We start from the raw sequence: 25,943 nt of genomic DNA, 5'->3' as shown, positions 1-25,943 counted from the left end.
AAGGGAGATTCCGTCCCCGACCAGGGGAAAAGTCACCTTTGCCAAAGCTTCTTCCCGACGTACGAATTGCACCTCTTCGGAGAGTTCGTACGACTTATTCGGTTCCCCTGGCCGGGATGTGGGGCGCGGGTCACACGATCGGGGGTGGTCCCTCGATCGGGCGACCCAGGATGCCGGGCCGGCGTTGCCACGGAAGCGGGCCCGCGTGCGGCCGGTAGTCGACGCCCAGGGCGTCGAGCCGGGCGTAGTGCGTCTCCATCCGGCCTTCGAAACCGGCGAAGTCCCGCTCACCGGAAGCCGGGAGCCGGGACCAGGCGACCTCGGCGAAGGCGGCGAGCCGCGGGAAGACCTGGTAGTCGACGCGCTGCCGGTTCTGCATGACCTCGGTCCACACGTTCGCCTGGGTGCCCATGATGTGCCCGGCCGCCTCCTCGGAGATGCCTGGCGGCACGGGCTCGAAGCGGTAGACGTCCTCCAGGGTGCGGACGAACCCGATGGGCATCGGCTCGTCGGGGCCGCCGTCCTGACGGTGGTCCAGATACACCTGCTGCTCGGGGCACATCACCACGTCGTGCCCGGACTCGGCGGCGGCGATCCCGCCCGCGTAACCCCGCCAGGACGACACCGCGGCGCCGTCGGCGATGCCGCCCTCCAGGATCTCGTCCCAGCCGATCAGCCGGCGGCCCCGGTCGGTGAGCCAGCGGTCGAAGTGGCGGATGAACCACGACTGGAGTTCGTCCTCGTCCTCCAGCCCGAGTTCCGCGATGCGGGCCTGCGCGGTGGGCGACTGCTTCCACTGTTCCTTGGGGCATTCGTCACCGCCGACATGGATGAACGGCGAGGTGTCGGCCGGGAAGAGGCCGAGCAGTTCCTCGAAGACGCCCTCGAAGAAGCTCAGGGTGTTGTCGGTGGGGGCGAGTACGTTCGGATTGACGCCCCAGGTGTCCCACACGGAAAGGGCGGTGGTGTCGATGACGTCGGTGTTGCCGAGTTCCGGATAGGCGCTGATGGCTGCCTGCGAGTGGCCCGGGATGTCGATTTCGGGGACGACCCGGATATGGCGTTCGGCGGCGTAGGCGACGATTTCGCGGATGTCGTCCTGGGTGTAGAAGCCGCCGTGCGGTGTCTCGTCCCAGAGTTCCGACGCGCGGTGGCCGTATTTGGTCCGCGCGCGCCAGGCTCCGACCTCCGTGAGGCGGGGGAAGCGCTTGATCTCGACGCGCCAGCCCTGGTCGTCGGTGAGGTGGAAATGGAAGACGTTCAGTTTGTGCGCGGCCAGCAGGTCGAGCATGCGCAGCACGCCGTCCTTGGGCGTGAAGTGCCGTGCCACGTCGAGCATCAGACCGCGCCAGCCGAAGCGCGGGCCGTCCTCGATGTCCGTGGCGGGAAGGCGGGGGCGCGCGGCGGGGCCGGCTGCGCACGACGGAACGCCTCGGGGCCGAGGAGCTGACGGAGGGTCTGTGCCGCCCAGAACACCCCGGCGGGGCTCCCGCCGGTGATCAGCACGCCCCGGGCGGGTCGCACGGTGAGCCGGTAGCCCTCGGGCTCCAGGGCGGGGTCGACGCGCAGCTCGACGGTGTTCGCGGCCTCCTCGGCCCCCGCGGCCGCGGGGGCGAACGGCAGGCCGTAGGCCGCCCCGAGGGTGGAGCGCAGCCAGCGTTCCGTGCCCTCGGTACCGGGGCCGGCCGTGATCGTGGTGGACGCGTCCAGGAGGAGTTCCCGGCCGTCGTCGCCGGCGGTGCGCAGGGGCGCCGGAATCAGATGGTGCATGTCAGTCCTTCACCGCCCCGCCCAGTCCGGAGACCAGACGGCGCTGTACGAGTACGAAGAAGACCAGCACGGGAATGGTCATCACCGTCGAGGCGGCCATGATCCCTCCCCAGTCGTTCTCGTCGGGTTTGAAAAAGACCAGCAACGCCATGGGCAGCGTCGACTGGGAGGTGTCGCTGATGATGAACGACTTCGCGAAGAGGAAGTCGTTCCAGGTCGAGATGAACGAGAAGACGCTGGTCGCCACGAGGCCGGGGAAGACGAGCGGGAAGAGGATCTGCCACAGGAATCGGGTGCGGCTCGCCCCGTCGATGTAGGCGGCCTCCTCCAGGGCGTCCGGGACGGCCTTGACGAAGCCGCGCAGCATCCAGATCGCGAAGGGCAGCGAGAAGGCGAGGTGCGGCAGGATCAGTGATCCCAGCGTGTTCAGCTGGCCGAAGTCCCGCATCAGGAAGAACAGCGGGATGGTCAGTGCCTCGACCGGCACCATCTGCGCCACGAGGAACATGATGAGCAGCGTCGTGCGGAACTTGAAGCGGAACCGAGTGACGGCCGTCGCGGCCAGGAACGCGATCAGTGCGGACGCCATGACGACCGTGCCGGCGACGACCAGACTGTTGAGGAAGTAGCGGCCGAATTCCTGTTGTTCGAAAACCCGGCGGAAGGAGTCGAGTGAGGGCGCCAGGGTCCAGGGGCGGGCCTCGGTGGACTGGATCTCGCCCGCCGGCTTGAAGGCCGAGAGCACCATCCAGTAGAGCGGGAACGCGACCGCGGCGGCGATGACGAGGGCAGCCGCCTCCGCCGCCAGCCTCCCGGGCAGGCGGACGCGCAGCAGGGCACGTGTACTCACAGTTCCTCCCCCTGGCGCCGCACCAGGCGCAGGTAGACCAGCGTCACGGCCAGCAGGATCACCAGCATCACGACGCCGATCGCCGATCCGAGGCTGTACTGCGAGGACGCGAACGCCTTCTGGTACGCGTACACGTTGAGCACCAGGTTCTGGCCGGCGATGCCGCCGCCGTTGGTCATGACGTAGATCTGGGTGAAGACCTTGAAGTCCCAGATGACCGACTGGATGGTGACGACGATCAGGATGGGCCGCAGCATCGGCGCCATGACCGACCGCCAGATCCGCCACTGCGAGGCACCGTCGAGCGAGGCCGCCTCCAGCACCTCGGTGGGGATCGCGCGGATGCCGGCGTACACGGTGACCATCACGAACGGGAAGGAGCACCAGAGCACTTCGAGGAGCACCAGGGCGAAGGCGCTGTAGCGACCGTACGTCCAGGAGAAGTCGCCGAGTCCCAGCACCTTGTTGACCGGGCCGAAGTCCGGGTCGAAGAGGAAGACCCAGACGGTCGACCCGGTGATCGCCGGCGTCGCCCAGGCGCCCAGCGCGGCCATCATGAGGGCGAGCCGGGGCACGGCGCGGATCCGGGTCAGCAGGACGGCCAGGGCGCAGCCGACGAACAGGGTGGTGAGCACGCAGGCCGCGGCGAAGACCACGGTCGCGAGGAGCACCTGCCAGAACTGGCTGTCACCGAAGAGCGTGGCGTAGTTGCCGAAGCCCTGGAAGGTGGCCGGTTCACCGCCGCTGACCTGGGCCTGGGTGTACTCCAGGAAGGAGATCAGACCCAGCTGGTAGATCGGGTAGACGAGGAGTCCGCCGAGCAGGACGAGCGCGGGCAGCAGGTAGAGCCAGGGGGTCCAGCCGGAGCGCCGTGCCGGGGACGCCGGGCGGCGCCGGGGCGGGCGGGTCGTGACCCCGCCCGCCCCGGGCCGCCCGGGGGTCTTGCGGAGTGTCGTGGTGTCCGCGGTCATCGTCAGCCCGCTTCGGCGAACGCCGTGTCCATCTTCTTCGCCGCGTCGTCCGAGGCGGCGGCCACGTCCTTACGGCCGCTGACGATCTCCTGGAACATGGTCGGCAGGACCAGCGAGGCGTCGATCTGGCCCCAGGCCGGTGAGGCCGGGACGAACTTCGCGCCCGCGCCGAGCGTGTTGACGAAGGGGCCGACGAAGGGCTCCTTCTCCGCGACGGATTCCAGTACGTCGGTGTACGTCGGCAGGAAGCCCATGGCGTCGAACATCTCGGCCTGCGTCTTCTTGCCGGTCAGCGACTTCATGAGGTCGACGGCGAGGGTGCGGTGCGAACTGCTCTTCAGGACACCGATGTTGTTGCCGCCGGCGAACGCGGGGGCGATCGAGCCCTCCTTCACGCCGGGCAGCGGCACGACCGCGTACTTGCCCTTCACCGTGCCGGCCTTGACGGCGGCGTGGCTGAAGTCGCCGCCGATCGCCATGGCCGCCTTGCCGGAGGCGAAGGCGGTGACGGTCGCGTTGCCGCCCATGGCCGCGCACTTGGCCGCCGGACAGTTGTCGTCGCCGAACAGCGAGGTGTACGCCTCGATGCCCTTGCGGGCCTTCGCGCTGTTGATCGCGGACCGGTAGGTGACCCCGGTCTCGTCGGCGAGTTCGCCGCCCTGCGCCCAGATGAACGGCATGGCGCCGTAGGTGTACGCGCCGCCCACCGCGAGGCCGTAGAGGTCCGGCTTCTCCTTGTGGATCTTCTTGGCGGTGGAGATCAGCTCGGCCTGGGACTTCGGGGGCTCGATGCCGAGCTCGTCCAGGACGTCGGTGCGGTAGTACAGCGCCCGTACGCCGACGAAGAGCGGCGCCCCGTACACCGAACCGTCCACCGTCACGGACTGCTTGGCCGTCGGGTCGGTGTCCTTGGCCTCGTCCCAGGCCGCGAACTCCTTGCTGATGTCGGCCAGACCGCCGTCCTTCACGTAGCCGGCGGTGTCGGTGTTCCCGTACTCGATGAGGTCGGGGGCGCTCTTCGGGTCGTTGAAGGCGGCCTTGATGCGCTGGGCCCGGGTGTCGACGGGTATGTACTCGACCTCGACCTCCGCGCCCTCGTGGGACTTCTCGAAGTCGGCGACCGCGGCGTCGACGACCTTCTGCTTGGGCTTGTTGCCGACCTCCTGGAAGAGCCAGACGCGGAGCGTCCCGGTCTTCTTGTCGCCCTCGGAACTGGTGTCGGAGGTCTGCGGCGCGCAGGCGGTGGCGGTGAGGCCGGCGAGCACAAGAGCCGCGGCCGGCGCGGCAATTCGGGCAGAAAGCTTCATCCGGAACCCCTACCGGTCATTCGTTGCATTCCATGCAACGTGCGTTTCGTTCTGCACAACTGGCAGGAGACTAAGGGGGTCCCTCCGCGCCGACAAGTGGTCTCAACCACTCTGTGACCACGCGGTGCAGCCCGTGCAACGCACACCCCCGCGCCCGGCACGCCGACGGCCCCCGGGGCGCGCGTATCCGCGCGCCCCGGGGGCCGTGGTCGGAATCAGGAAAACGGGATAAAGGGATGAAAAGATAAGAGGCCGGGCGGACTACTTCTTACCGCTGTCCTTGCCGCCCTTGCCCTTGTCCTTGTCGCCACCGGCGCCCATGGACTCGTAGATCTCCTTGCACATGGGACAGACCGGGTACTTCTTCGGGTCGCGCCCCGGGACCCAGACCTTGCCGCAGAGTGCCACCACGGGAGTGCCCTCCAGGGCGCTCGCCATGATCTTGTCCTTCTGGACGTAATGGGCGTAGCGCTCGTGGTCACCGTCGCCGTTCGACACCTGCGGCGTCGGCTCTACGAGGGTCCCCGTACCTGCCCCACGCTCGGGCTCAAGAGTGCTCATAACTGCCAAGCGTACTGAAAGCTCCGAGCATCAGTTCAGCGAAGGGTCGTCCGGATACGTCGCGATCATGGCCAGTTCGCTGCGCTGTCGCCGGAGAACGGCACGCCAGAGGTTCTCCGGGTGCGGGGACGAGACGTCGCCCGGCTCCGACTCGACCACGTACCAGGCTCCGTCCGTCAGCTCCGACTCCAGCTGACCGGGTCCCCAGCCCGCGTATCCGGCGAAGATCCGCAGCGAACCGAGCTCGGCGGCCAGCAGTTCCGGCGGGGCGTCCAGGTCCACCAGGCAGATCGCCCCGTGCACCCGCCGCCAACCGAGGGGCGCCGCTCCCCCGCCCGGGCGCCCCGCGCTTCCGGAGCCCCCCTCGTCCCCGGGGATGAGGGCGACGCCCAGCGCCGAGTCGAGCGACACCGGGCCCCCCTGGAAGACCACGTCCGGCCGGCCGGCCAGGCCCGCCCAGGACTCCAGGATGTCGCCGACGCCCACCGGGGTCGGGCGGTTGAGGACGACACCCAGCGAGCCCTCCTCGTCGTGGTCGAGGAGCAGCACCACCGCGCGGTCGAAATTCGGGTCCGCCAGGGCGGGTGCGGCCACGAGCAGCCGTCCTGTGAGCGAGGACACCTCCGTCATGGCACAGATGATCCCGCATCTTCGCCCTCCGCGGGGGCCAAGTGGCCTGCCCGGTCCCGGCGGGCGCCCGTCCGCAGCTCAGGGCGCACGGAGGCGGCACGGGCGCACCGGGAGCGCACGGCCGGGGAGCTGCCGGACGCACCGTACGGATGGTGACCCTCCGCAAGGCATCGCGCGCAGAACGTGTTGTGGCGGATTCATGACGTTCGTATACCCCCCGGCGCCTTACGGAAGGGGGGCGGAAGCCCATTACCCTTTTGATGGCCCCCTGCCCGACCACTCCGGAACGCGAGATACATGACCGGCACAGACGATGTCCTGCTTGTCCACGGCGGCACCCCGCTGGAGGGCGAGATCCGCGTCCGAGGCGCCAAGAACCTGGTGCCGAAGGCAATGGTCGCCGCGCTGCTCGGCAGCGGGCCCAGCCGGCTCCGCAACGTGCCCGACATCCGCGATGTGCGGGTGGTCCGGGGACTGCTGCAGCTGCACGGCGTGACCGTCCGGCCCGGTGACGAGCCGGGCGAACTCATCCTCGACCCGTCGCACGTCGAGAGCGCGAACGTCGCCGACATCGACGCGCACGCGGGCTCGTCGCGCATCCCGATCCTCTTCTGCGGCCCTCTGCTGCACCGCCTCGGCCACGCCTTCATCCCGGGCCTGGGCGGCTGCGACATCGGCGGCCGGCCGATCGACTTCCACTTCGAGGTGCTCCGCCAGTTCGGCGCGACCATCGAGAAGCGGGCGGACGGCCAGTACCTGGAGGCCCCGCAGCGGCTCCGGGGCACGAAGATCCGTCTTCCGTACCCGTCGGTCGGCTCCACCGAGCAGGTGCTGCTGACCGCCGTCCTCGCCGAGGGCGTCACCGAGCTGTCCAACGCGGCCGTCGAGCCGGAGATCGAGGACCTCATCTGCGTACTGCAGAAGATGGGCGCGATCATCTCCATGGACACCGACCGGACCATCCGGATCACAGGTGTCGACAGGCTCGACGGTTACACCCACCGGGCGATCCCGGACCGTCTGGAGGCCGCCTCCTGGGCGTCCGCGGCCCTGGCGACCGAGGGCAACATCTACGTGCGCGGCGCCCAGCAGCGCTCGATGATGACCTTCCTCAACACCTTCCGCCGTGTCGGGGGTGCCTTCGAGATCGACGACGAGGGCATCCGCTTCTGGCACCCGGGCGGCGCGCTGAACGCCATCGCGCTGGAGACGGACGTGCACCCCGGCTTCCAGACCGACTGGCAGCAGCCGCTGGTGGTGGCCCTGACGCAGGCGGCCGGACTGTCGATCGTCCACGAGACGGTCTACGAGTCCCGGCTCGGCTTCACCTCGGCGCTGAACCAGATGGGTGCGCACATCCAGCTCTACCGGGAGTGCCTCGGGGGCTCCGACTGCCGCTTCGGGCAGCGGAACTTCCTGCACTCGGCGGTCGTGTCCGGTCCCACGAAGCTCCAGGGCGCGGATCTGGTCATCCCTGACCTGCGCGGTGGGTTCTCGTACCTGATCGCCGCCCTGGCGGCCCAGGGGACGTCCCGGGTGCACGGCATCGACCTGATCAACCGCGGCTACGAGAACTTCATGGACAAGCTCGAGAAGCTCGGCGCCAAGGTCGAACTCCCCGGCGGCTCACTCGTCTGACGCACCGCCCGGCGCGCTCCGGCGCGCGCACGGTGCTGCCGCACACAGCATTGCGCACCCGCACACCACAGTCCGCCGCCCCGGCCCCGCGAGGGACCGGGGCGGCGGGCTTTTCCGTGCCGTCGGGCGCCCGTCACCCGTACGGGCGCCACAGAACGCCCGTACAGAGCCGAACGGGGCGGACCGGCCGCCCGGGTCGGCCGGAGGGCGCCGGGGCGCCGCAGCCCGCCTCACAGAGCCCGCACGGGCGGTGTGCGCCCGCGACGTGGCTCCCGGCGCCGCCCCGGGTACGCCGAAGGGCGGCCGCCCCTGCCGGGACGGCCGCCCTTCTTGCTGCCTCGAGGCCTTACTTGCCCTTGGCGGCTTCCTTGAGCTTCGAGCCCGCGGAGACCTTCACGCTGTAGCCGGCCGGGATGTTGATCGGGTCGCCGGTCTGCGGGTTACGAGCGGTGCGAGCGGCACGGTGGGTGCGCTCGAAGGTCAGGAAGCCGGGGATGGTGACCTTCTCGTCGCCCTTGGCGACGATCTCGCCGACGGTCTCGGCGAGCGCGGCCAGAACGGCGTCGGCGTCCTTGCGGGTCACCTCGGCACGGTCGGCCAGGGCGGCCACCAGCTCACTGCGGTTCATGTTTGTACTCCCGTGTTCTTCTTGCCTGTGAGGCGTGAGATCGAAGCCGATGCTGCCAGGGCCCTCTGACAGTCCCCGGACCCGGGTCTGATGTCAGACCCTCGCGCCCGAATACGCATCCTGCCCCCACCTGCGGCGCTAACGCCAATCCGGAACCCCTCGACGTCACACGAAAAGCACCACCGAATGCCTGTGATGACGTTCCGTCGACTTGTTGGAGCGGTCCGCAGCGGATGCCGGGCCGGTGGGTCTCGCTGCCCGCCCACCCTAAAGGGGCGTTTGGGACGCCGCGACCCACGACGCGCCGTACGGACCGCCCGGACGTGAGCTACGGCACCGTCCGCGGGGGCCGTGGCCGACCCCCGCGGACGGCGTGTGGCGGCGCCGTCCGGGGGTACGGGCCTACGCGGGGTCGGAGGCCGCCTCGGCGATTCCGGCCGCCTTCGCTGCCTCACGGACGGCACCGGCGACGGCGCCCGCGACCTTGTCGTTGAAGACCGACGGAATGATGTAGTTCGCGTTCACCTCGTCCTCCGCGACGACATCGGCGAGGGCGCGCGCCGCGGCGAGCATCATCTCCGTGTTGACGGTGCGGGACTGAGCGTCCAGCAGGCCGCGGAAGACACCCGGGAAGACCAGCACGTTGTTGATCTGGTTCGGGAAGTCGGAGCGCCCGGTGGCGACGACCGCGGCCGTCTCACGGGCGATCGCCGGGTCCACCTCGGGGTCCGGGTTCGCGAGCGCGAACACGATCGCGCCCTCCGCCATGGCCGCGACGTCGGAGCCGTCCAGGACGTTGGGGGCGGAGACGCCGATGAAGACGTCGGAGCCCGCGACGGCCTGCTTGAGGGTGCCGGTGACGCCCTCCGGGTTGGTGTTGTCGGCGATCCAGCGCAGCGGCGAGTCCGGGGTGGCGTCCACCAGGTCCTCGCGGCCCGCGTGCACCACGCCGTGGATGTCGGCGACGACCGCGTGCTTGACGCCCGCCGCGATGAGCAGCTTCAGGATGGCCGTACCGGCCGCGCCCGCGCCGGACATGACGACCCGTACGTCACCGATCGACTTGTCCACCACGCGCAGCGCGTTGGTCAGGGCGGCGAGGACGACGATCGCGGTGCCGTGCTGGTCGTCGTGGAAGACGGGGATGTCCAGGGCCTCGCGCAGCCGTGCCTCGATCTCGAAGCAGCGGGGGGCGGAGATGTCCTCCAGGTTGATCCCCGCGAAGCCGGGGGCGATCGCCTTGACGACGGCGACGATCTCGTCGGTGTCCTGCGTGTCCAGGCAGATCGGCCAGGCGTCGATACCGGCGAAGCGCTTGAAGAGGGCCGCCTTGCCCTCCATGACCGGGAGCGACGCCATCGGGCCGATGTTGCCCAGGCCGAGCACCGCCGAACCGTCCGTGACCACCGCGACGGAATTCCGCTTGATCGTCAGACGGCGGGCGTCCTCGGGGTTCTCCGCGATCGCCATGCAGACCCGCGCCACACCCGGGGTGTAGATCATCGAGAGGTCGTCACGGCTGCGGATGGGGTGCTTGGACGCCATCTCGATCTTGCCGCCGAGGTGCATCAGGAACGTACGGTCGGAGACCTTGCCCAGCACGACGCCGTCGATGTCACGCAGACCTTCGACGATCTCGTCGGCGTGCGAGGTCGAGGAGGCCGCGATCGTGACGTCGATCCGCAGCTTCTCGTGGCCGGAGGCGGTCACGTCGAGGCCGGTGACCGAGCCACCGGAGGACTCCACGGCCGTGGTCAGCTGGGAGACCGCTGTGCCGCTCGCGGGCACCTCCAGCCTGACCGTCATCGAGTACGAGACGCTGGGCGCCGTTGCCATGGCCGAGTCCTTCGCTTTCCTGAGCTTCGTTGCCGCACGCGAACGGGGGCTCAGCCCCGCACGTGCGTTCCGATCGTCGCACCTACCGGCCGGTAGCAGGTAATGCCTGCCACCTTTCGGAAACTTTTTTCCACCATACGAGAAGTAGCGGTTCGGCGTAACCCCGATCCGCCGTGAAACGCTCCGTGGGACGCGGCAACGGCGCTCCGGGCCTCGCCCGGACCCGTACATACGAACAGACCCGCGCCACCATCAGGTGACGCGGGTCTGTCTTCTCGCGGTCAGGTGACACCGGCCCGCCATGCTCGCCTCGCGGCAAGTGGTCGCTCGTAGCGACGAAGGTTGGGCCCGGGGGCTTGGATCGAGCCGGTGTCAGATCCAGGCTAACAAACACCCCGCAGAAGTGAATCCCGTGCGACGGGCAGACTCGGAAAAGTGCTTCCTCCTCCGGCCGCCCGACGCCTCCGCTCAGTCCCTCAGCAGGTCCGGAACCCCGTTCCCGTCCGGCATGTCACGCTCCCCCGAGACCACGGTGAGCTGTTGCGTCGCACGGGTGAGTGCCACGTACAGCACCCGCAGGCCGGCCGGTGACTCGTCTGCGATCTCCGCCGGGGAGACCACCACCGTGGCGTCGTACTCCAGGCCCTTCGCCTCCAGGCTGCCCAGCGCCACGACCCGCTCCCCGAGCTCCTCCAGCCAGGCACGGGCCTCGGCACGGCGGTTCATCGCGACGACCACGCCGACCGTGCCGTCCACCCGGGTGAGGAGCCTGCGCGCCTCCTCGCGGACGGTCGAGGCGAGGTCCCCGTCCCGCACGGTCTCGAAGCGCGGCTCGACCCCCGTCGAGCGGACCGCCGCCGGTGACTCCATGCCGGGCATGGCCAGCGCCAGCACCTTGGCCGCGAGCTCGGCGATCTCCGCCGGATTGCGGTAGTTCACGGTGAGGGTGAAGTGGCGCCGCGGCCGGTTGCCGAGCGCCTCGTCGCGGGCGGCGGACGCCTCGTCCGGGTCGGACCAGGAGGACTGGGCCGCGTCACCGACGATCGTCCAGGTGGCGTGCCGGCCGCGGCGGCCGACCATCCGCCACTGCATCGGCGTCAGGTCCTGCGCCTCGTCGACGATGACGTGGGCGTACTCCGTGCGCTCCGCCGCCAGCCGCTCGGCCCGCTCACGCTGTGTCTCCTCGCGCTGCGGCATCAGCTCCTCCAGACCGGTGAGCTGGTCCAGCGGGTCGGCCTCCCGCTTCCGCTTCGGGCGGGCCGGGGTGCCCAGCAGGGTCTGCAGCTCGTCCAGGAGCGCCACGTCGTGGACGGACAGCGCGCCCTTGCCCTCCTCGTCCAGCCGTCTGAGCGAGCGGGCCAGGCGGCGCACCTCGCCCTGGTTGAGGATCCTGCGCGCCCACCGGTTCAGGCGCCGCTCGTCGGACATCGCCGCCAGGACCTGGCGTGGGGTGAGTTCCGGCCACCAGGCGTTCAGGAAGGTGAGGAACGGTGTCTCGGTGGACACGTCCTCGTCGAACGAGGAGCGCAGTTCGGCGGCCAGCTCGGGGTCGGTGTAGCGGCCCCGGCCCGACGACTTGTTCCAGAGGGCGTCCAGGAGCAGCTTGCGGGCGCGCGGGCGCAGCAGGTTGACCGGTGCCGTGCCGCCGAGGACGTTGTGGCGGATCCGCCGGAGCTCGTCCGCCTCCAGCTCGACGCGGGCGCCGAACGCCACCACCCTCAGCCGGGTGGGGGTGCCCGCCTCGGCCCGGTCCTCTCCGAACTCCAGCTGCCCCTCCTGGGGGGCGGGCCGCGCAGCGGGCTGCTCCAGTGCCCCGCGGGCCGCCTTGCGCAGCACGTGGAGCATCCGGGAGGACCCCTTGACACGGGCGACGGCGGGCTCGTCGTACGTGGTCGCCCCGTCCGGCCCCGAGGCCTCGTCGGACAGCGATCCGACGGCGCGGATCGCGACCTGGCCCTCCTCGCCGAGCGAGGGCAGCACGCCCTCGGTGTACGCCACGAGGAGCGGGGTCGGCGAGACGACGAGGATGCCGCCCGAGTACCGCCGCCGGTCCTGGTAGAGGAGATACGCGGCCCGGTGCAGGGCCACCGCCGTCTTGCCCGTGCCGGGTCCGCCGGACACCTCGGTGACGGAGGCGGCGGGGGCACGGATGACCATGTCCTGCTCGGCCTGGATCGACGAGACGATGTCCCGCATCGTGTGGCTGCGGGCCTGCCCCAGCGCGGCCATCAGGGCGCCGTCGCCGACCACGGGAAGGGCCTCGCCCGCCAGGGTGGCGGTGAGCTCCGGACGCATCAGGTCGTCCTCGACCCCGAGGACCCGGCGGCCCTTGGAGCGGATGACCCGGCGGCGTACGACCCTGCCCGGCTCCTTCGGCGTCGAACGGTAGAACGGCGCGGCCGCGGGCGCCCGCCAGTCGATCACCAGCGGCGCGTAGTCGGAGTCGAGTACTCCTATGCGGCCGATGTGGAGGGTCTCCTCGATCCCGGCGGTGCCGTCCTCGCCCACGGCGTCGTCGGCCGCCTCGACGGACGTGAAGGCGCCGTCCGGGCCCCGTTCGCCGTCCTTGCCGCGCAGCAGGTCGATCCGCCCGAAGAGGAAGTCCTCGAACTCGCTGTTCAGCCGGTTGAGATGGATTCCGGCGCGGAAGACCTGCGCGTCCCGTTCGGCGAGTGCGCCGGGGGTACCCACCTGGCCCCGTTTGCCGGCGTCCTGCATGAGAAATTCCGCCTCGTCGATCTTCTCCTCGAGACGGCGGTAGACCCGGTCCAGATGTTCTTGTTCGACACCGGTCTCCCGGTCCCGCAACGAATCGACAGCGGCATCCTGCGCGGCCACCGGGGCCCCCTTCTGACGTGCATCGAGCAGCCGTCAACCGTACGCGAAAGGGGGCCCCGAGCGCACCTGCCGCTCGGGTCACGTTTCGGGTGGTGCATGCCTCCGGGCCGGCCGCGCGGCCGCTCAGGCGCCGATCTCCACCAGCCGCTCGCCGTCGAAGGTGCGCACCTCGAAATGGTCGATGTCGGAACGGGCCATCGCGGCGCCTCCGTGCACGTACAGCGGGTTCCGTGCGCTCTCGTGGGCGGACCCCTCGATGCCGTATCCCCATTTCGGTACGGACCAGGACGTGACGACCTCCTCGTCGCCGTTCCTGGACACGGCGACCAGGCTGCACTTCTGCGGGCCCTTGACGTTCTCCAGCCGCAGGACCGTGTGCGTGCCCCAGGCCTTCGGCTCCATGCCGACCGTGGCCTCCACCCGGGTCACGGGATCGGTCGCCTGCTTCTTCTCGGGCATGTGGTGGAAGAAGGCGTCCTCGGCGGGGCTCGTGGGATGGGGGTCGGCCGCCTCGACCTTCGTGCGGGAGTCCTCACCGGCCGTGGCCGTGACGGCGGCCACCGGGCCCCCGATGACGAGGACCGCCGCCGCGACCAGGTACCGGGTACGCCGGCGCCGCTGGGAGCGCTTCCGCGCGACCTCGTCGACCAGGCCGTCCAGCAGCCGCGGCGCGGGGCGCTCCGGGACGTGCGGCACCGGGCGCGCGCCCGGGACGGCGGACGGGGACTCCGCCAGCATGGCCAGCACGGGCTCCATGCCGGCGAACTCGTCGAGGTGCGCGGCGCAGGACGCGCAGCCGGCCAGATGCGCCTCGAAGGCGGCCGCCTCGGCCTCGTCCAGGATTCCCAGCACGTAGGCGCCGGCGGCGTCGTGACCGGCGCCCTCCTCGGGGAGGGCGAACGGGTCGCCGGGCGGCACGGGCGGGCCCTGCGGCCCCCGGGGACCTGCCGGCCTGGGCCCGAAGGGCTGCCACTCCTGGTCGCTCATGCCGTGATCCCCCTCTCCTCGAGTGCGAGCTTCATGGAACGCAGTGCGTAGAAAACCCGGGACCGCACGGTCCCGCTGGGGACACCGAGGATCTCGGCTGCCTCGTTGACCGTACGGCCTCTGAAGTAGGTCTCGACCAATGCTTCCCGGTGGGCCGGGGTCAAATCGTCGAGTGCGTCCGAGAGCGTCATCAGCCACAACGCCTTGTCGATCTCGTCCTCCGCGGGAATGACCTCCAGCGGCGACGGATCGACCTCGCGCGGCCGGGCCTGCCGGCTGCGGTGGCCGTCGATGACGATGCGCCGTGCGACCGTCACCAGCCAGGGGCGGACGGAGCCGGTTGCCCGGTTGAGCGAACCGGCGTTCTTCCAGGCACGGATGAGCGTCTCCTGCACCACGTCCTCGGCCCGCTGGCGGTCCCCCGCGACGAGGCGGAGCACGTAGGCGAGCAGCGGGCCCGCGTGTTCGCGGTAGAGCGCCCGCATCAGCTCCTCGTCGGGGACGTCGGAGGGAGGGCGGCGCACTGCACTGCGATGTCGAGCCCTGTGCGGACGGTCATCGGCCACGGCCGCATCCTTGCGCACCCGAACCTCCCGGTCGAGACCCTGTCGAGCTCTGTGGCCATCGGTACGGATGCGGGCGCGAGTTCATTCAGATGCCGGGCAACTTTCTTTCGGGCAGGGCCGGTTCGGGACCGACTACGACATCCGGCCGCGTCAGGTCAGGGCCTTCGCCCGGCGGCGGTGCCGGGCCACCCGCTCCCGGTTGCCGCACACCTCGCTGGAGCACCAGCGGCGCCGCATCCCCCGTGACGTGTCCAGGTAGAGCCTTCGGCAGGCGTCGCCCTGGCACCGGCGCAGGGCCGCCCGCGCCACCGGGTCCGTCAGCAGGTCCAAGGCGTCCCGGGCGACCGCGGCGAGCAGCGCCCCGCACGCGGGGTCGGCGATCGGCGCCCGTACGAGCGTCCCGCCCTGCCCCCGCACGGCCCGCAGGCCCGGCGGGGCGCCCGCCGCCAGTGCGTTGACCTGTTCCAGGTCGTCGTCGGCACCGCCGCCGGTCAGCTGAGCCGTCATCAGCCGGTCGATGCCCGTCCGCAGCCGCAGGAAGCGGGCCACCCAGGTCTCGTCGACGGTCTCCAGCGGTGTCCCGCGAGGGACCAGCCGCGATGCCACCAGCCACTCGGCGAGGGACGCGGGACCGTCGATCTGCTCGCGGGTGCCGGACATCTCGGCGCCGGTCGCCACCAGGTCCAGGCAGAACCGTCCCGAGTCGAACCGCCGGCCGTACGTGCCCCTGCCCTCCGCCATGAGCCTGTCACCGCCTCGGGGGTCACCTGTGGGAGGAGAGTCACCCCCAGAGTGCCCCCGTCCGGCCCGGCCCGGTACCCCTCCTGCCGCCCCGGGACTCCGCCGTACGGTGTCCTCATGAACGACGGAACGGTCACCCTGTCGGCGGGGCACCTCCGGCTGCGCCCCTGGCGGCGGGACGACATACCGGCGCTGCTCGCGGCGTACGACGACCCGGCCATGCGGCGATGGCTGCGGACCCAGGTCGCCGACGCCGAGGAGGCGGAACGCTGGATGACGGTCCAGGAGGAGGGCTGGGCGTCCGGCGGCCGGTTCAGCTTCGCCGTGACCGACACGGCCCGGGAGGGTGTGCTCGTCGGCAATCTCGCGCTGAACCGCGTGCCCGGCGCCGCGAGCGCCCAGGCCGGTTACTGGACGACGGCGGCGGCCCGCGGCAGGGGCGTGGCCCCGCTGGCGCTGCGATCGCTCACCGGCTGGGCGTTCGGCAGGTTCGCGGAGGACGGCCTCCGGCGCCTGGACCTGTTCCACGGCACGGGCAACGAGGCGTCCTGCCGGGTGGCGGAGAAGTCCGGGTTCGCCCTGGCCGAGTCCGTGCCCGCCGAGCCGCCGCGGTGGCCGCTGGGCGGCCACCGGCACTCCCGGCAGGCAGCGGTCAGCCCTGCGGCGGGCCGTCGTGCAGGATCCGCTGGAACATCCGGTGGTCCTGCCACGCCCCGTTGATGTGGAGATAGCGGGGCGCCGTGCCGTACAGCTCGAAGCCGCACTTGGCCAGGACGCGCTGCGAGGCGACGTTGTCCAGGACCGTCCCGGCCGCGATCCGGTGCAGTCCGAGCCCGTCCCGTGCCAGTTCGCAGACCCGGGTGACGGCGGCCGTGGCCAGGCCCCGGCCCGCCCGGTCGACGTCGGTCCAGTAGCCGAGCCGGGCGTTGCGGAAGGGCCCGCGTTCGATGGAGGCCAGCGTCACCGCCCCCACGACCCGGTCCTGGTCGTCGGCCAGCGCCCAGGGCATGACGCGCCCCGCGTCCCGGTCGGCCAGCAGCCCGGTGAGCCGCTGGACCTGGCCCTCGACGGTGTAGAAGGTGTCGGGGCGCACCGGCTCCCAGCGCCGCATGTAGGCCCGGCTGCGGGTGTACGCCTCGGCGAAGGACTCCGCGTCGCCGAGTGTCGCCGGCCTGAGCCCGACCCCGTCGGCCAGGGGATGGATGTCGTCGATCATCCCCGCACGTTAGCCGCCGGTCCGGACCCCGTCGTACTTGGTGTCCGCGGAGGGGTCCAGCGCCAGCCGGTAGCCGCGCTTGACGACCGTCTGGATCAGCCGCGGAATCCCGAGTGCCGTACGCAGCCGCGCCATCGCCGTCTCCACCGCGTGCTCGTCGGTGCCGTTGCCGGGCAGGGCGCGCAGCAGGTCGGCGCGGGAGACCACCCAGCCCGGTCTGCGGGCGAGCGTGTGCAGCAGGGCCATCCCGGCCGGGGGCACCGGGCGCAGGGCACCGTCGACGAGCACGGCGTGGCCGCGGATCTCGACCCGGTGACCGGCGACGGGGAGCACACGGGCCCGGGCGGGCAGCTGGGCGCAGATCACCTGGACGAGGGGTCCGAGCCGGAAGCGCTCCGGCTGCACGGTGTCGATGCCCTTGGCCTGCAGGGGCAGGGCGGTGACCGGTCCGACGCACGCCGTGAGGACGTCGTGGCTCAGTGCGTCCAGCACCTCGGGGAGTATGCCGCGGGCCTCCGCCCGGTTCAGGTAGGAGGCGGCGGCGGGAGCGCTGGTGAAGGTGAGGGCGTCCAGGCCGCGCCCGACGGTGGCGTCGAGCATGCGGTCGAGCGGGGCGATGTCCTCCGGGGGCATCCACCGGTACACGGGTACGCCGACGACCTCGGCGCCCGCCGCGCGGAGCGACTCGACGAAGCCGGGCAGCGGTTCGCCGTGCAGCTGGAGCGCGATCCGGCGGCCGGGGACGCCCTCCTCCATCAGCCGGTCCAGGACCTCCGCCATCGACTCCGACTGCGGCGACCACGCCTCGGTGAGCCCGGCCGCCCGGATGGCGCCCTTGACCTTCGGGCCACGGGCCAGCAGCTCTGTGCCGCGGAGCAGTTCGAGCAGCCCGTCACCGATGCCCCAGCCGTCGGCGGCCTCCACCCAGCCCCTGAAGCCGATGGCGGTGGTCGCGATCACCACGTCCGGTGGGTTGTCGATGAGTTCCTTGGTCGCGGCCAGGAGCTCGCTGTCGTCCGCGAGCGGAACGATCCGCAGCGCGGGCGCGTGCAGAACCGCGGCGCCCCTGCGCGTGAGGAGCGTCCCGAGCTCCTCGGCGCGACGGGCTGCGGTCACCCCGACCGTGAAGCCCGCCAGGGGCCCGTGCTGTGCGTCGTCGTCGTGCATGGCGTGATACCCGGCTCTCGTCCCGCTGTTGCTCGATGATGCGGAGGACCGAGAGTGTCAACGCTGCGTGACAGTCTCGGTCCTCCTGTATTTCCCGCCCGTTACGTCCTTCGACGCCTCCCGGTCACCCTCACACCTCGGCATAGCTGAGCTGGGGCTTCGCGGCGACCGCTTCGGTACGCCGAAGGTATACCGCCCACGTGAGGGTGAAGCAGACGGCGTAGAAGCCGAGGAAGCTCCAGAAGGCGGCCGTCCCGCTGCCCGAGGTGGCGAACGACTGACGGAACGCGAGGTTGATCGCGAGACCGCCCAGCGCCCCGACCGCGCCGATGAGTCCCATGGCCGCGCCGGACAGCCGCCGCCCGTACGCCGCGGCCTCCTCGCCGCGCAGCCCCTTGGCGATCCCCTGGGCATGGAAGATGCCCGGGATCATCTTGAAGGTGGAGCCGTTGCCGAGCCCCGTCAGCACGAACAGCGCGATGAACCCGACGAGGAACACCGCCAGCGACTCGATGCCCGAGGCGTACACGACGACGCCGGTCGCCACCGCCATCGCCGCGAAGTTCCACAGGGTGATCCGGGCGCCGCCGTAGCGGTCGGCGAGCCAGCCGCCCGCGGGCCGGATCAGGGAGCCGAGCAGCGGGCCGATGAACGTCAGCGAGGCGGCCTGCAGCGGGGTCCGGCCGAACTGGGTCTGCAGGACGAGTCCGAAGGCGAAGCTGTAGCCGATGAACGAGCCGAAGGTGCCGATGTAGAGCACCGACATGATCCAGGTGTGCGGCTCCCGGACGGCCTGGAGCGCCGCCCCGGTGTCGTTCTGGACGGGCCGCAGGTTGTCCATCCTGAGCGCCGCGCCCAGCGCTGCGACGACGATCAGGGGGACGTACACCCCGAGCACGATCCGCGGGTGCGCGGCGCCGGCCGTGCCGATCACCAGCAGGCCGACGAGCTGGACGACGGGGACGCCGATGTTGCCGCCGCCCGCGTTGAGCCCGAGCGCCCAGCCCTTCTTGCGGAGCGGGAAGAAGGCGTTGATGTTGGTCATCGACGAGGCGAAGTTGCCGCCCCCGATGCCGGTGAGCGCGGCGACGACGAGGAACGTGGTGTACGAGGTGCCGGGTTCCATCACCCAGAAGGCGGCGCAGGTCGGCACGAGGAGCGACAGCGCGCTGACGATGGTCCAGTTGCGCCCGCCGAACAGCGCGACCGCGAAGGTGTACGGCACCCGGACGACGGCGCCGACCAGGGTGGCCGTGGAGATCAGGAAGAACTTCCCCGCCGGGTCGATGCCGTACTCCGGCCCCATGAACAGGACCATGACGGACCACAGGGACCAGATCGAGAACCCGATGTGCTCCGAGAGCACGGAGAACCACAGGTTCCTGCGGGCGGTCCTCTCGCCCGTCTCCCGCCAGAAGGTCTCGTCCTCCGGCTCCCACTTCTCGATCCAACGACCGGCCATCATGCGCCTCCACAGGGGTCGGGGTGTTGTCCTGCCGACCCTACGGAGCCCGCGTTTCGGTGCGGTGCCAGGAGGTGACCTGTGCGCAACCTTGCTCTCACTCGGGCTCCGGGAGCGCGGTGAGCAGGGCCGCCGGGGTGCGGTGAGCAGGGCCGCCGGGGTGCGGTGAGCAGGGCCGCCGGATCACCGCACCCCGGCCGGTCAGGCCCCGCGCTTCCCGCCCGCCCCGTTCGGCCAGAGGCGCGGGCGGCGCCTGGCGGCGACGTCCTCGACCCAGCCGAACGCCAGGATCGCCAGCGCTGTCAGCGGCCAGATGACGATCAGGATCAGCACCTCGTACGACTGCTCGATCCGCGTGCCGAACGTGTCGCCGAGCCACGGCACGGACCAGAGCTGGTCCACGAGGTGCGCGCCCGCCATCAGCAGCAGGTTGTGCCAGAGGTAGATCGTCACGGCCCGGTTGTTGGCCAGTGTGACCAGGCCGTCCCAGGCCGCGAGCCTGCCGGGGAGCTTCTGCCAGGCCGGGGCGTGGACCAGGAGGATCGCGCAGAAGCCGAGGGACCAGGTGGCCTGGGCGAGCGGGATCTCGTCGAGGTTCCAGCCCTCCTCCGTGAGGTGCCCGGACGCCCACCACAGGCCGAATCCCATGACGATCGCGGCGGACGACACCGCCAGGTAGCGCGGGATCTCCTTCAGCAGGCCGTCGTTGTGGGCGAATCCCAGGATCCAGCAGGATCCGAACACGGCGAAGTCGACGAGGCTCTCCCCGAAGGTGCCGGGGACCGTCACGAGACCCGTGCCGATGACGGCGGTGAGGGCGACCGGGGCGAGCAGGGTGACCCACGGCAGCCTGCGGAACGCCTTGAGCAGCAGGGGCGAGGCCAGCACGAACCAGAGATAGGCCCGGATGTACCAGAGGGGCCCCGCCGCCTGGTCGGCCCAGCTCAGCTCCAGCCATCCGCCGGCCGAGCCGTTCTCCTCGGGGAAGGGCGGCGCGCCGAGCGGGAACAGATAGCTGCCGAGCCTGACGAACCACCACAGCCCCTCCTCACGGACCGGCTTCCAGCTCAGCGCGAACATCACCGGCACGACGACGAGCGAGAACGCCCACATCGGGGGCAGCAGCCTGCGCAGCCGGCTGCGGATGACGCCTGCGGCCGGCCGGGCCAGCGAGCGGGCCATCAGCGAACCGGCCAGGGCGAACATCACGCCCATGGACGGGAACAGGATCGTCAGCCAGGCCCAGCCGAAGAGGTGGAAGACGACGACCCGGACGAGGGCCACGGTCCTGAGCAGGTCGAGGTAACGGTCCCGCCCGGGCCTGGCACGGGGTGCGGTGGCGTCACCGGCGGTGTCCGGCCCGGCGGGCAGGCGCTCCGGACGGGCCGACGGGACGGGCCGGGCGGACGGGGCGTACCCGGCTCCGTCCTGCCGGGGCGGCTGGGGGTAGGTCATGCCACCGGCCTCCGTTCCGTTTCCTTGCGCCGGTTCGTCGTACCGCCCGGCGCCTCCACCACGCCGGTGCGCCGCAGCTTCTGCCAGCGCAGCCGGCCGCCGGTGAGAGCGGTGATCCAGGACTGGAGCAGCACGACGTACATCAGCTGCCGGTAGAGGATCTGCTGGAGCGGCAGGGAGATCAGATGGGTCATGCGCTCCCGGTCGAGCCGGAAGGCGTACGCGGCGCAGACGGCCTGCACCAGCAGGACCCCGAACCAGGCGGCGACGGTCTTCCCCGTCGGGCCGAAGACCAGTCCGTACAGCAGGAAGACGTCGATCAGGGGCGCCAGCAGCGGGGCGACGACCATGAACAGGGAGACGAACGGCAGTCCCACACGCCCGAAACGGCCCGAGGGCCCGCGCTCCACGACCGCGCGGCGGTGCTTCCAGATGGCCTGCATCGTGCCGTACGACCACCGGTAGCGCTGCGACCAGAGCTGCTGCACGGACTCGGGGGCCTCGGTCCACGCCCGGGCGTTCTCCGCGTAGACGACGCGCCAGCCGTCACGGTGCAGGGCCATGGTGACGTCGGTGTCCTCGGCGAGGGTGTCCTCGCTCATGCCGCCGATGCGGTCCAGCGCGTCCCTGCGGAAGGCTCCGACCGCGCCGGGGATGGTGGGCATGCAGCCCAGCAGGTCGTACATCCTGCGGTCGAGGTTGAAGCCCATCACGTACTCGATGTGCTGCCAGGCGCCGATCAGCGAGTCGCGGTTGCCGACCTTGGCGTTGCCGGCGACCGCGCCGACCCGGGGGTCGGCGAACGGCTGCACCAGCTCACGCACGGTGGAGGGTTCGAAGACCGTGTCGCCGTCCATCATCACGACGATGTCGTGACGGGCGTTCGCGATGCCGTTGTTGAGCGCGGCGGGCTTGCCCGCGTTGCGCTGGCGGACGACCCGGACGTTCGGGATCCACATCGCCTCGACGAGATCGGCCGTTCCGTCCGTGGAGCCGTCGTCGATGACGACGACCTCGATCGGGTGGTCACTGGCCACCAGCGACCGCACGGTGGCCTCGATGCACTCGCGCTCGTTGTACGCCGGCACGAGGACCGAGACCGGGCGGGTGAACTGCCCGCCCCAGCTGAAGTCCTTGCGGCGCACCTTCCTGGCGTGCAGGAAGGAGAGCAGCAGCATCAGCCCGAAGCGGACCATCACGAGGACGCCGATGGCCGCGAGGCCGACCACCAGGACACCGGTGACGTGCTCGGAGATCTCCACCGCCCCTATGAACGCCTTGCCCTTCCAGAGCGCGAACCCGGTGACCGGGGTGTGCGCGCTGGGGGCGCCGAGCGCCGAGGTCAGGTTGGTGAATTCGTAGCCCTGCCGCTGCATCCGCGGCAGGAACTCCCCCAGGGCGGCCACGGTCTGGGACCGGTCGCCGCCGGAGTCGTGCATCAGGACGATCGCGCCCCTGCCGTCCTTCGGCGTGGCGCGCTCGATGATCGCGGGGACGCCGGGGCGCTTCCAGTCCTCGCTGTCGGTGTTGTTCACGACAGTGAGGTAGCCGCGGCTGCCGATGTACCGCGTGACCGGCCAGGACTTGTCGTCCATGGCGTCGGAGAACGAGGAGTAGGGCGGCCGGAACAGGGACGTGCGGATACCGGCCGCACCCGCCAGCACCAGCTGGTTCTGGGAGAGCTCCCAGTCGATGCGGCTGGTGGACTGGAACGAGAGGTCGGGGTGGTTGAAGGTGTGCAGCCCGATCTCGTGCCCCTCGTCGACCATCCGCCGCACGAGCTCCGGGTGGCGGGAGGCCATGGTGCCGGTGACGAAGAAGACTCCGTGCGCGTGGTTCTTCCTGAGCTCGTCCAGGACGCGCGGGGTCCAGACCGGGTCCGGACCGTCGTCGAAGGTCAGGACGATCTTGCGGTCGGGTATCCGGAGCGTCCTGGCGTTCCCGCCCGCGGTGCGGGCGTCGATGACCGGGCCGCCTTCGAGCACGCTGTCCGGCACCTGGTCGGTGGGAGCGGGTGCCTGGACGCGGTGGTCGGCGAGGATCTCGCTGTGCACGTATCCGCGCAGCATGAGCATGGCGAGCAGGGCCACAAGGAGGACTGACGGAAGCAGATAGCGCATGGGAAGCCTGCGCCGGACGGTCCGCTTCTTCTTCCGGTTGTGCCTGCCCCGCGAAACGGGGGGTGTCATCTACTGAGTGCCTTCTTGAGGTTGCACCGGTGATTCCGAGGGGTCCGGGGACGCCGGCGGACTCTCCTCGACGGGCGGTTCGGTGGTGACCGACGGCGAGGGCTCGCCGCTCGGCTGTTCGGAGACCGGGGCGCCCGGGACGGGGGCCGAGGATGTGGAGGCGCCCTTCGTGGGCTTGCCGGCCGCGGAGGCCGGGGCGCTCGCGGCGGGCGCGGCGGAACCGGACGCGGAGGCGCCGCCGGACGCCAGGGCCGCGGCGGAACCGGAAGCCGACGACGCCGGGGCGCCCGGCGTGGCTCCGGGGCTCTCCGACACGACGTCGCCGCTCGGCGCGGGCCGCACCTCGACCTCTTCCGCGTGCTTCTTGTCCTGCCCGGAGAGCGGCAGCCAGGGAGCGCTGGAGTTCCCGCCGAGCACGGCGACCACGAGCGTCACCGCGTACACGGCACTGACTGCGGCGAGCACCCAGCCCACACGCCGGTACGTCTTGCTGCGCCGGCCGCTCTCGTCGACGAAGACCGGCCCGTCCGAAGGGTCCGGAGGAGCGGGTTCGACAGGTAGTTCGGAGAGCTGACGCCCCAGACCGTCCAGTTGGACGGTGACGTCGCCCGGCTCATGCGTGTGCCCGGTTCGGGTACCTTCGCGCCAATTTTCCACAGGTGTTCGCACATCCCCCACTCAATGAACCGGGTGCACGTGGAATGACTGGAAACGCGCCATCGGACAGGGCCCCCACCCCGCCGTACGCCACCCGCCACCGAGCACCCGAAGCGCGAATGTAGCGCACTACCGCGTCAGAAAGAGGGATGTATCACCATGTTGCTCATGACCGGCGATCCATGAGTGAAGCATCGATTCCGGGCAGCCACGAAGTGGATGGCCTCTCCAACCATCCTTCCGAACCGGCGAGTTCGGCCACCGCTGCACTCAACGCGGACAGACCTGGGTGGTCGAGTCCCCTGCGCCACACCATCAGCAGCGGGGACAGCGGCACCGGCCGCACGAGCGGGCGCAGCACCGTCCCCGGCAGCGGCGGAAAGCCCTCGACGGCCAGTACGGGGTGGCCAGTCTTCGTCATGACCCGCTGAAATTCGGCCACGCCGACGGCTAGCGGAGCCGGCGGAGCCAGCACGATGTCCCACTCCGCGAAAAGCATCGATGCGAGATTCGTCCACTCGCGCGTGCGCGTATTGCCCGCCCCCGCGTAGACGGTTTCACCGGCCAGGTCACTCATGGCGACCGTCGCACGCCCCGCCAGAGGATGATCGCCCGGCAGGAGTACGGCCATCGGCTCGTACCGCACCGGCTGTACGGAGAGCTGGGCGAGGACCGCGGGGTCGAGCCCGGCGGCCCGCCCGAAGGAGACGTCCAGCCGTCCGGCGAGCACCTCGCCGGCCGCCCAGGTCAGCCCGCTCTCGAAGCGGGCCATCAGCTCGCAGTCGGGGGCGAGCTCCCGCGCCCGGGCCAGCACCCGGGCCGCGGTCATCCCGTCGGTGTTCAGATCGACGAGCAGCGGGCGGTCCGCCGGGTCCGCGAAGGCGGCACGGAGCGCGGCGTGCGCGTCGAGCACCCGGTGGGCGTACGGCAGGAGGCGCTCACCGTCCGGGGTGAGGGACACCTGCCGGGTGGTGCGGACGAAGAGCTCCCTGCCCAGCTCGCGCTCCAGCCTGCGGATGTCCCGGCTCAGCGCCTGCTGCGCCACGTAGAGCCGGGCGGCGGCGCGGGTGAAGTGGAGTTCCTCGGCCACGGTGACAAAGGCGCGGAGGATGCGGGGATCGGTGTCGATGGCGGCCACCGGCCGAATTTACAACAGAAGTGCGTCAGTGGCCTCCGATCAGGTGTTGGACAGCACGGGCCACCCGATCCGAGGCTGGAGGACGTGCCTCTCGAAACCGCCGGCCCGGCTCCTGCTGCCCCGGCTCCCGCCGGCCCGTCCAATCCGTACGTACGGCTGCTCGCCACCCCCGGCGCGCGCGCCTTCACTGCGGGCAACCTCCTCGCCCGGCTGCCCATGGGGATGTTCAGCGTCAGCGCCGTCATCATGATCGCCGGGGCCCACGGTTCGTACGCCCTGGCCGGGGCCGTCACCGCGACCGGACTGGCCGCGACCGCAGTGGTCGCCCCCTGGACCGCCCGCCTCGTCGACCGGTACGGCCAGGCCAGGATCGCGGTGCCCGCCACGGCGGTCGCCGTGCTCGGCTCACTGGCCCTGGTGCTCTGCGTACACCACGACGCACCGGTCTGGACGCTCTTCGTCGCCTACGCCGCGACGGCCACCACCCCGAACACCGGTGGCATGTCGCGGGCTCGCTGGGCCCATCTGCACCGTGGCGACCCGGCGGCCCTGCACACCGCCAACTCCTTCGAACAGGCCGCGGACGAACTGTGCTTCATGCTCGGCCCGGTCCTCGCCGCGTCCCTGTGCGGCGCCCTCTTCCCCGAAGCCGGCACCCTCACCGGAGCGGTCCTGCTGATGACCGGCGTCCTGGTCTTCGCCGCGCAGCGTGCCACCGAACCGCCGGTGACCCCCGGCACCCGGGCAGCCTCGCCCCTGCGCACCCCCGGCATGGCCGCCCTGCTCGCCGTGTTCCTCGCGACCGGGGCGGTCTTCGGCTCGATGGAGGTCGTCTCCATCGCGCACGCGGGGGGCGCGATCCTCGCGCTCCAGGCCGGGGGCTCCTGCGTGGCCGGGCTGCTGTACGGGTCGCTGCGCCCCGCCGCGCGGGTCGGGCGCCGGCTGCTGCTCTGCCTGACGGGAATGACCGCGCTGATGTCCCTCCCCCTGCTGGCCACGGCCACGACCGGCTCGCTGCCCGTGCTGGCGTGCTGCCTGCTGCTGGCGGGGGCCGCCACCGCGCCCACCATGGTCACCGGGATGACCCTGGTCCAGCGGCTCACCCCGCAGGCGCAGCTCAACGAGGGCATGACGCTCGCTGTCACGGCTCTGCTGGGCGGGGTGGCCGTCGGCTCGGCCGTGGGCGGCTGGGCGGTGGAGCACGCGGGAACGGTCGCCGGATACGCGGCTCCGACGTGCGCGGCCGCACTCGCCCTGGCCGTCGCGGCCGTGGGGACACGCCGGGCCTGACGTGCCCGGGCGGCACACATGAAAAAACGAGGACCCCGCTGCCGAC

General features: G+C 71.1%; 21 protein-coding genes and 1 pseudogene. 3 read left to right on the top strand and 19 right to left on the bottom strand.

Going from position 1 to position 25,943, the window contains the following annotated elements; all coding sequences use genetic code 11:
• Positions 1-130: 130 nt before the first annotated feature.
• The 6 genes and pseudogenes from P8A20_RS22180 to P8A20_RS22155 form a co-directional block, all read right to left on the bottom strand.
• Positions 131-1,770, bottom strand: a pseudogene (locus P8A20_RS22180) (beta-N-acetylhexosaminidase).
• Between the two features lies 1 nt (position 1,771).
• Positions 1,772-2,620, bottom strand: a complete 849-nt coding sequence (locus P8A20_RS22175; RefSeq protein ID WP_306104098.1) for a carbohydrate ABC transporter permease — start codon at positions 2,618-2,620, stop codon at positions 1,772-1,774.
• Positions 2,617-3,591 carry a carbohydrate ABC transporter permease gene (locus tag P8A20_RS22170; protein ID WP_306104097.1) on the bottom strand — a complete coding sequence of 325 codons (975 nt, stop codon included), beginning with the start codon at positions 3,589-3,591 and terminating at the stop codon, positions 2,617-2,619. Before P8A20_RS22170 ends, P8A20_RS22175 begins: the two co-directional genes overlap by 4 nt.
• A gap of 2 nt (positions 3,592-3,593) precedes the next feature.
• Positions 3,594-4,898, bottom strand: coding sequence for an extracellular solute-binding protein (locus P8A20_RS22165; protein WP_306104096.1), 1,305 nt, complete (start codon positions 4,896-4,898; stop codon positions 3,594-3,596).
• 261 nt (positions 4,899-5,159) lie between these two features.
• Positions 5,160-5,459 carry a DUF3039 domain-containing protein gene (locus P8A20_RS22160; RefSeq protein ID WP_014155978.1) on the bottom strand — a complete coding sequence of 100 codons (300 nt, stop codon included), beginning with the start codon at positions 5,457-5,459 and terminating at the stop codon, positions 5,160-5,162.
• 30 nt (positions 5,460-5,489) lie between these two features.
• Positions 5,490-6,089 (bottom strand): YqgE/AlgH family protein, encoded by a 600-nt coding sequence (locus P8A20_RS22155; protein WP_306104095.1) that lies wholly within the window; start codon positions 6,087-6,089, stop codon positions 5,490-5,492.
• A gap of 297 nt (positions 6,090-6,386) precedes the next feature.
• Between P8A20_RS22155 and murA the strand changes: the two genes are divergently transcribed.
• Positions 6,387-7,727 carry a UDP-N-acetylglucosamine 1-carboxyvinyltransferase gene (gene murA, locus P8A20_RS22150; RefSeq protein WP_014155976.1) on the top strand — a complete coding sequence of 447 codons (1,341 nt, stop codon included), beginning with the start codon at positions 6,387-6,389 and terminating at the stop codon, positions 7,725-7,727.
• 346 nt (positions 7,728-8,073) lie between these two features.
• Here the strand turns inward: murA and P8A20_RS22145 are convergent, their stop codons facing one another.
• The 6 genes from P8A20_RS22145 to P8A20_RS22120 form a co-directional block, all read right to left on the bottom strand.
• Complete coding sequence (locus tag P8A20_RS22145) at positions 8,074-8,355, bottom strand: HU family DNA-binding protein (RefSeq protein ID WP_003968811.1); 282 nt, start codon at positions 8,353-8,355, stop codon at positions 8,074-8,076.
• A gap of 402 nt (positions 8,356-8,757) precedes the next feature.
• Positions 8,758-10,191, bottom strand: a complete 1,434-nt coding sequence (locus P8A20_RS22140; RefSeq protein WP_147963672.1) for an NAD-dependent malic enzyme — start codon at positions 10,189-10,191, stop codon at positions 8,758-8,760.
• A 468-nt stretch (positions 10,192-10,659) separates the two neighbouring features.
• Positions 10,660-13,029 carry a HelD family protein gene (locus P8A20_RS22135; protein WP_147963673.1) on the bottom strand — a complete coding sequence of 790 codons (2,370 nt, stop codon included), beginning with the start codon at positions 13,027-13,029 and terminating at the stop codon, positions 10,660-10,662.
• Positions 13,030-13,152: 123 nt separating this feature from the next.
• Positions 13,153-14,016 (bottom strand): zf-HC2 domain-containing protein, encoded by an 864-nt coding sequence (locus tag P8A20_RS22130; RefSeq protein WP_147963674.1) that lies wholly within the window; start codon positions 14,014-14,016, stop codon positions 13,153-13,155.
• On the bottom strand, positions 14,013-14,600 hold the full coding sequence (locus P8A20_RS22125; protein WP_147963675.1) for a sigma-70 family RNA polymerase sigma factor: 588 nt from the start codon (positions 14,598-14,600) through the stop codon (positions 14,013-14,015). The genes P8A20_RS22130 and P8A20_RS22125 overlap by 4 nt, the downstream gene beginning before the upstream one ends.
• Before the next feature lie 132 nt (positions 14,601-14,732).
• Positions 14,733-15,323, bottom strand: coding sequence for a CGNR zinc finger domain-containing protein (locus tag P8A20_RS22120; protein ID WP_147963676.1), 591 nt, complete (start codon positions 15,321-15,323; stop codon positions 14,733-14,735).
• Positions 15,324-15,440: 117 nt separating this feature from the next.
• Here P8A20_RS22120 and P8A20_RS22115 point away from each other — a divergent pair, with 117 nt between their 5' ends.
• Entirely contained in the window at positions 15,441-16,043 is a 603-nt protein-coding gene (locus P8A20_RS22115) for a GNAT family N-acetyltransferase (protein WP_147963677.1), read from the top strand.
• Here the strand turns inward: P8A20_RS22115 and P8A20_RS22110 are convergent.
• From P8A20_RS22110 to P8A20_RS22080, 7 genes are all read right to left on the bottom strand, one after another.
• On the bottom strand, positions 15,976-16,539 hold the full coding sequence (locus P8A20_RS22110) for a GNAT family N-acetyltransferase (RefSeq protein WP_147963678.1): 564 nt from the start codon (positions 16,537-16,539) through the stop codon (positions 15,976-15,978). The two genes, P8A20_RS22115 and P8A20_RS22110, sit on opposite strands and share 68 nt — an antisense overlap.
• Before the next feature lie 9 nt (positions 16,540-16,548).
• Positions 16,549-17,706 carry a uroporphyrinogen-III synthase gene (locus P8A20_RS22105; protein WP_147963679.1) on the bottom strand — a complete coding sequence of 386 codons (1,158 nt, stop codon included), beginning with the start codon at positions 17,704-17,706 and terminating at the stop codon, positions 16,549-16,551.
• A gap of 130 nt (positions 17,707-17,836) precedes the next feature.
• A complete protein-coding gene (locus tag P8A20_RS22100; RefSeq protein ID WP_147964125.1) occupies positions 17,837-19,168 on the bottom strand; it encodes a nitrate/nitrite transporter in 1,332 nt (443 codons plus the stop codon).
• A 201-nt stretch (positions 19,169-19,369) separates the two neighbouring features.
• On the bottom strand, positions 19,370-20,623 hold the full coding sequence (locus P8A20_RS22095) for an acyltransferase family protein (RefSeq protein WP_147963680.1): 1,254 nt from the start codon (positions 20,621-20,623) through the stop codon (positions 19,370-19,372).
• Positions 20,620-22,812: a bifunctional polysaccharide deacetylase/glycosyltransferase family 2 protein gene (locus tag P8A20_RS22090; RefSeq protein WP_147963681.1), complete on the bottom strand. Its 2,193-nt coding sequence runs from the start codon at positions 22,810-22,812 to the stop codon at positions 20,620-20,622. Before P8A20_RS22090 ends, P8A20_RS22095 begins: the two co-directional genes overlap by 4 nt.
• On the bottom strand, positions 22,813-23,481 hold the full coding sequence (locus tag P8A20_RS22085; RefSeq protein ID WP_261988997.1) for a hypothetical protein: 669 nt from the start codon (positions 23,479-23,481) through the stop codon (positions 22,813-22,815).
• Positions 23,482-23,635: 154 nt separating this feature from the next.
• Entirely contained in the window at positions 23,636-24,607 is a 972-nt protein-coding gene (locus tag P8A20_RS22080) for a LysR family transcriptional regulator (RefSeq protein ID WP_147963682.1), read from the bottom strand.
• Between the two features lie 84 nt (positions 24,608-24,691).
• Between P8A20_RS22080 and P8A20_RS22075 the strand changes: the two genes are divergently transcribed.
• Positions 24,692-25,897, top strand: a complete 1,206-nt coding sequence (locus P8A20_RS22075) for an MFS transporter (protein WP_147963683.1) — start codon at positions 24,692-24,694, stop codon at positions 25,895-25,897.
• Positions 25,898-25,943 lie beyond the last annotated feature (46 nt).

Origin of the sequence: Streptomyces sp. Alt3 (assembly GCF_030719215.1) — a bacterium.
GTDB classification, from domain to species: Bacteria; Actinomycetota; Actinomycetes; order Streptomycetales; family Streptomycetaceae; genus Streptomyces; species Streptomyces glycanivorans.
The sequence above is the reverse complement of the archived record's forward strand: the minus strand, read 5'-3'. Positions and strand labels throughout refer to the sequence as shown.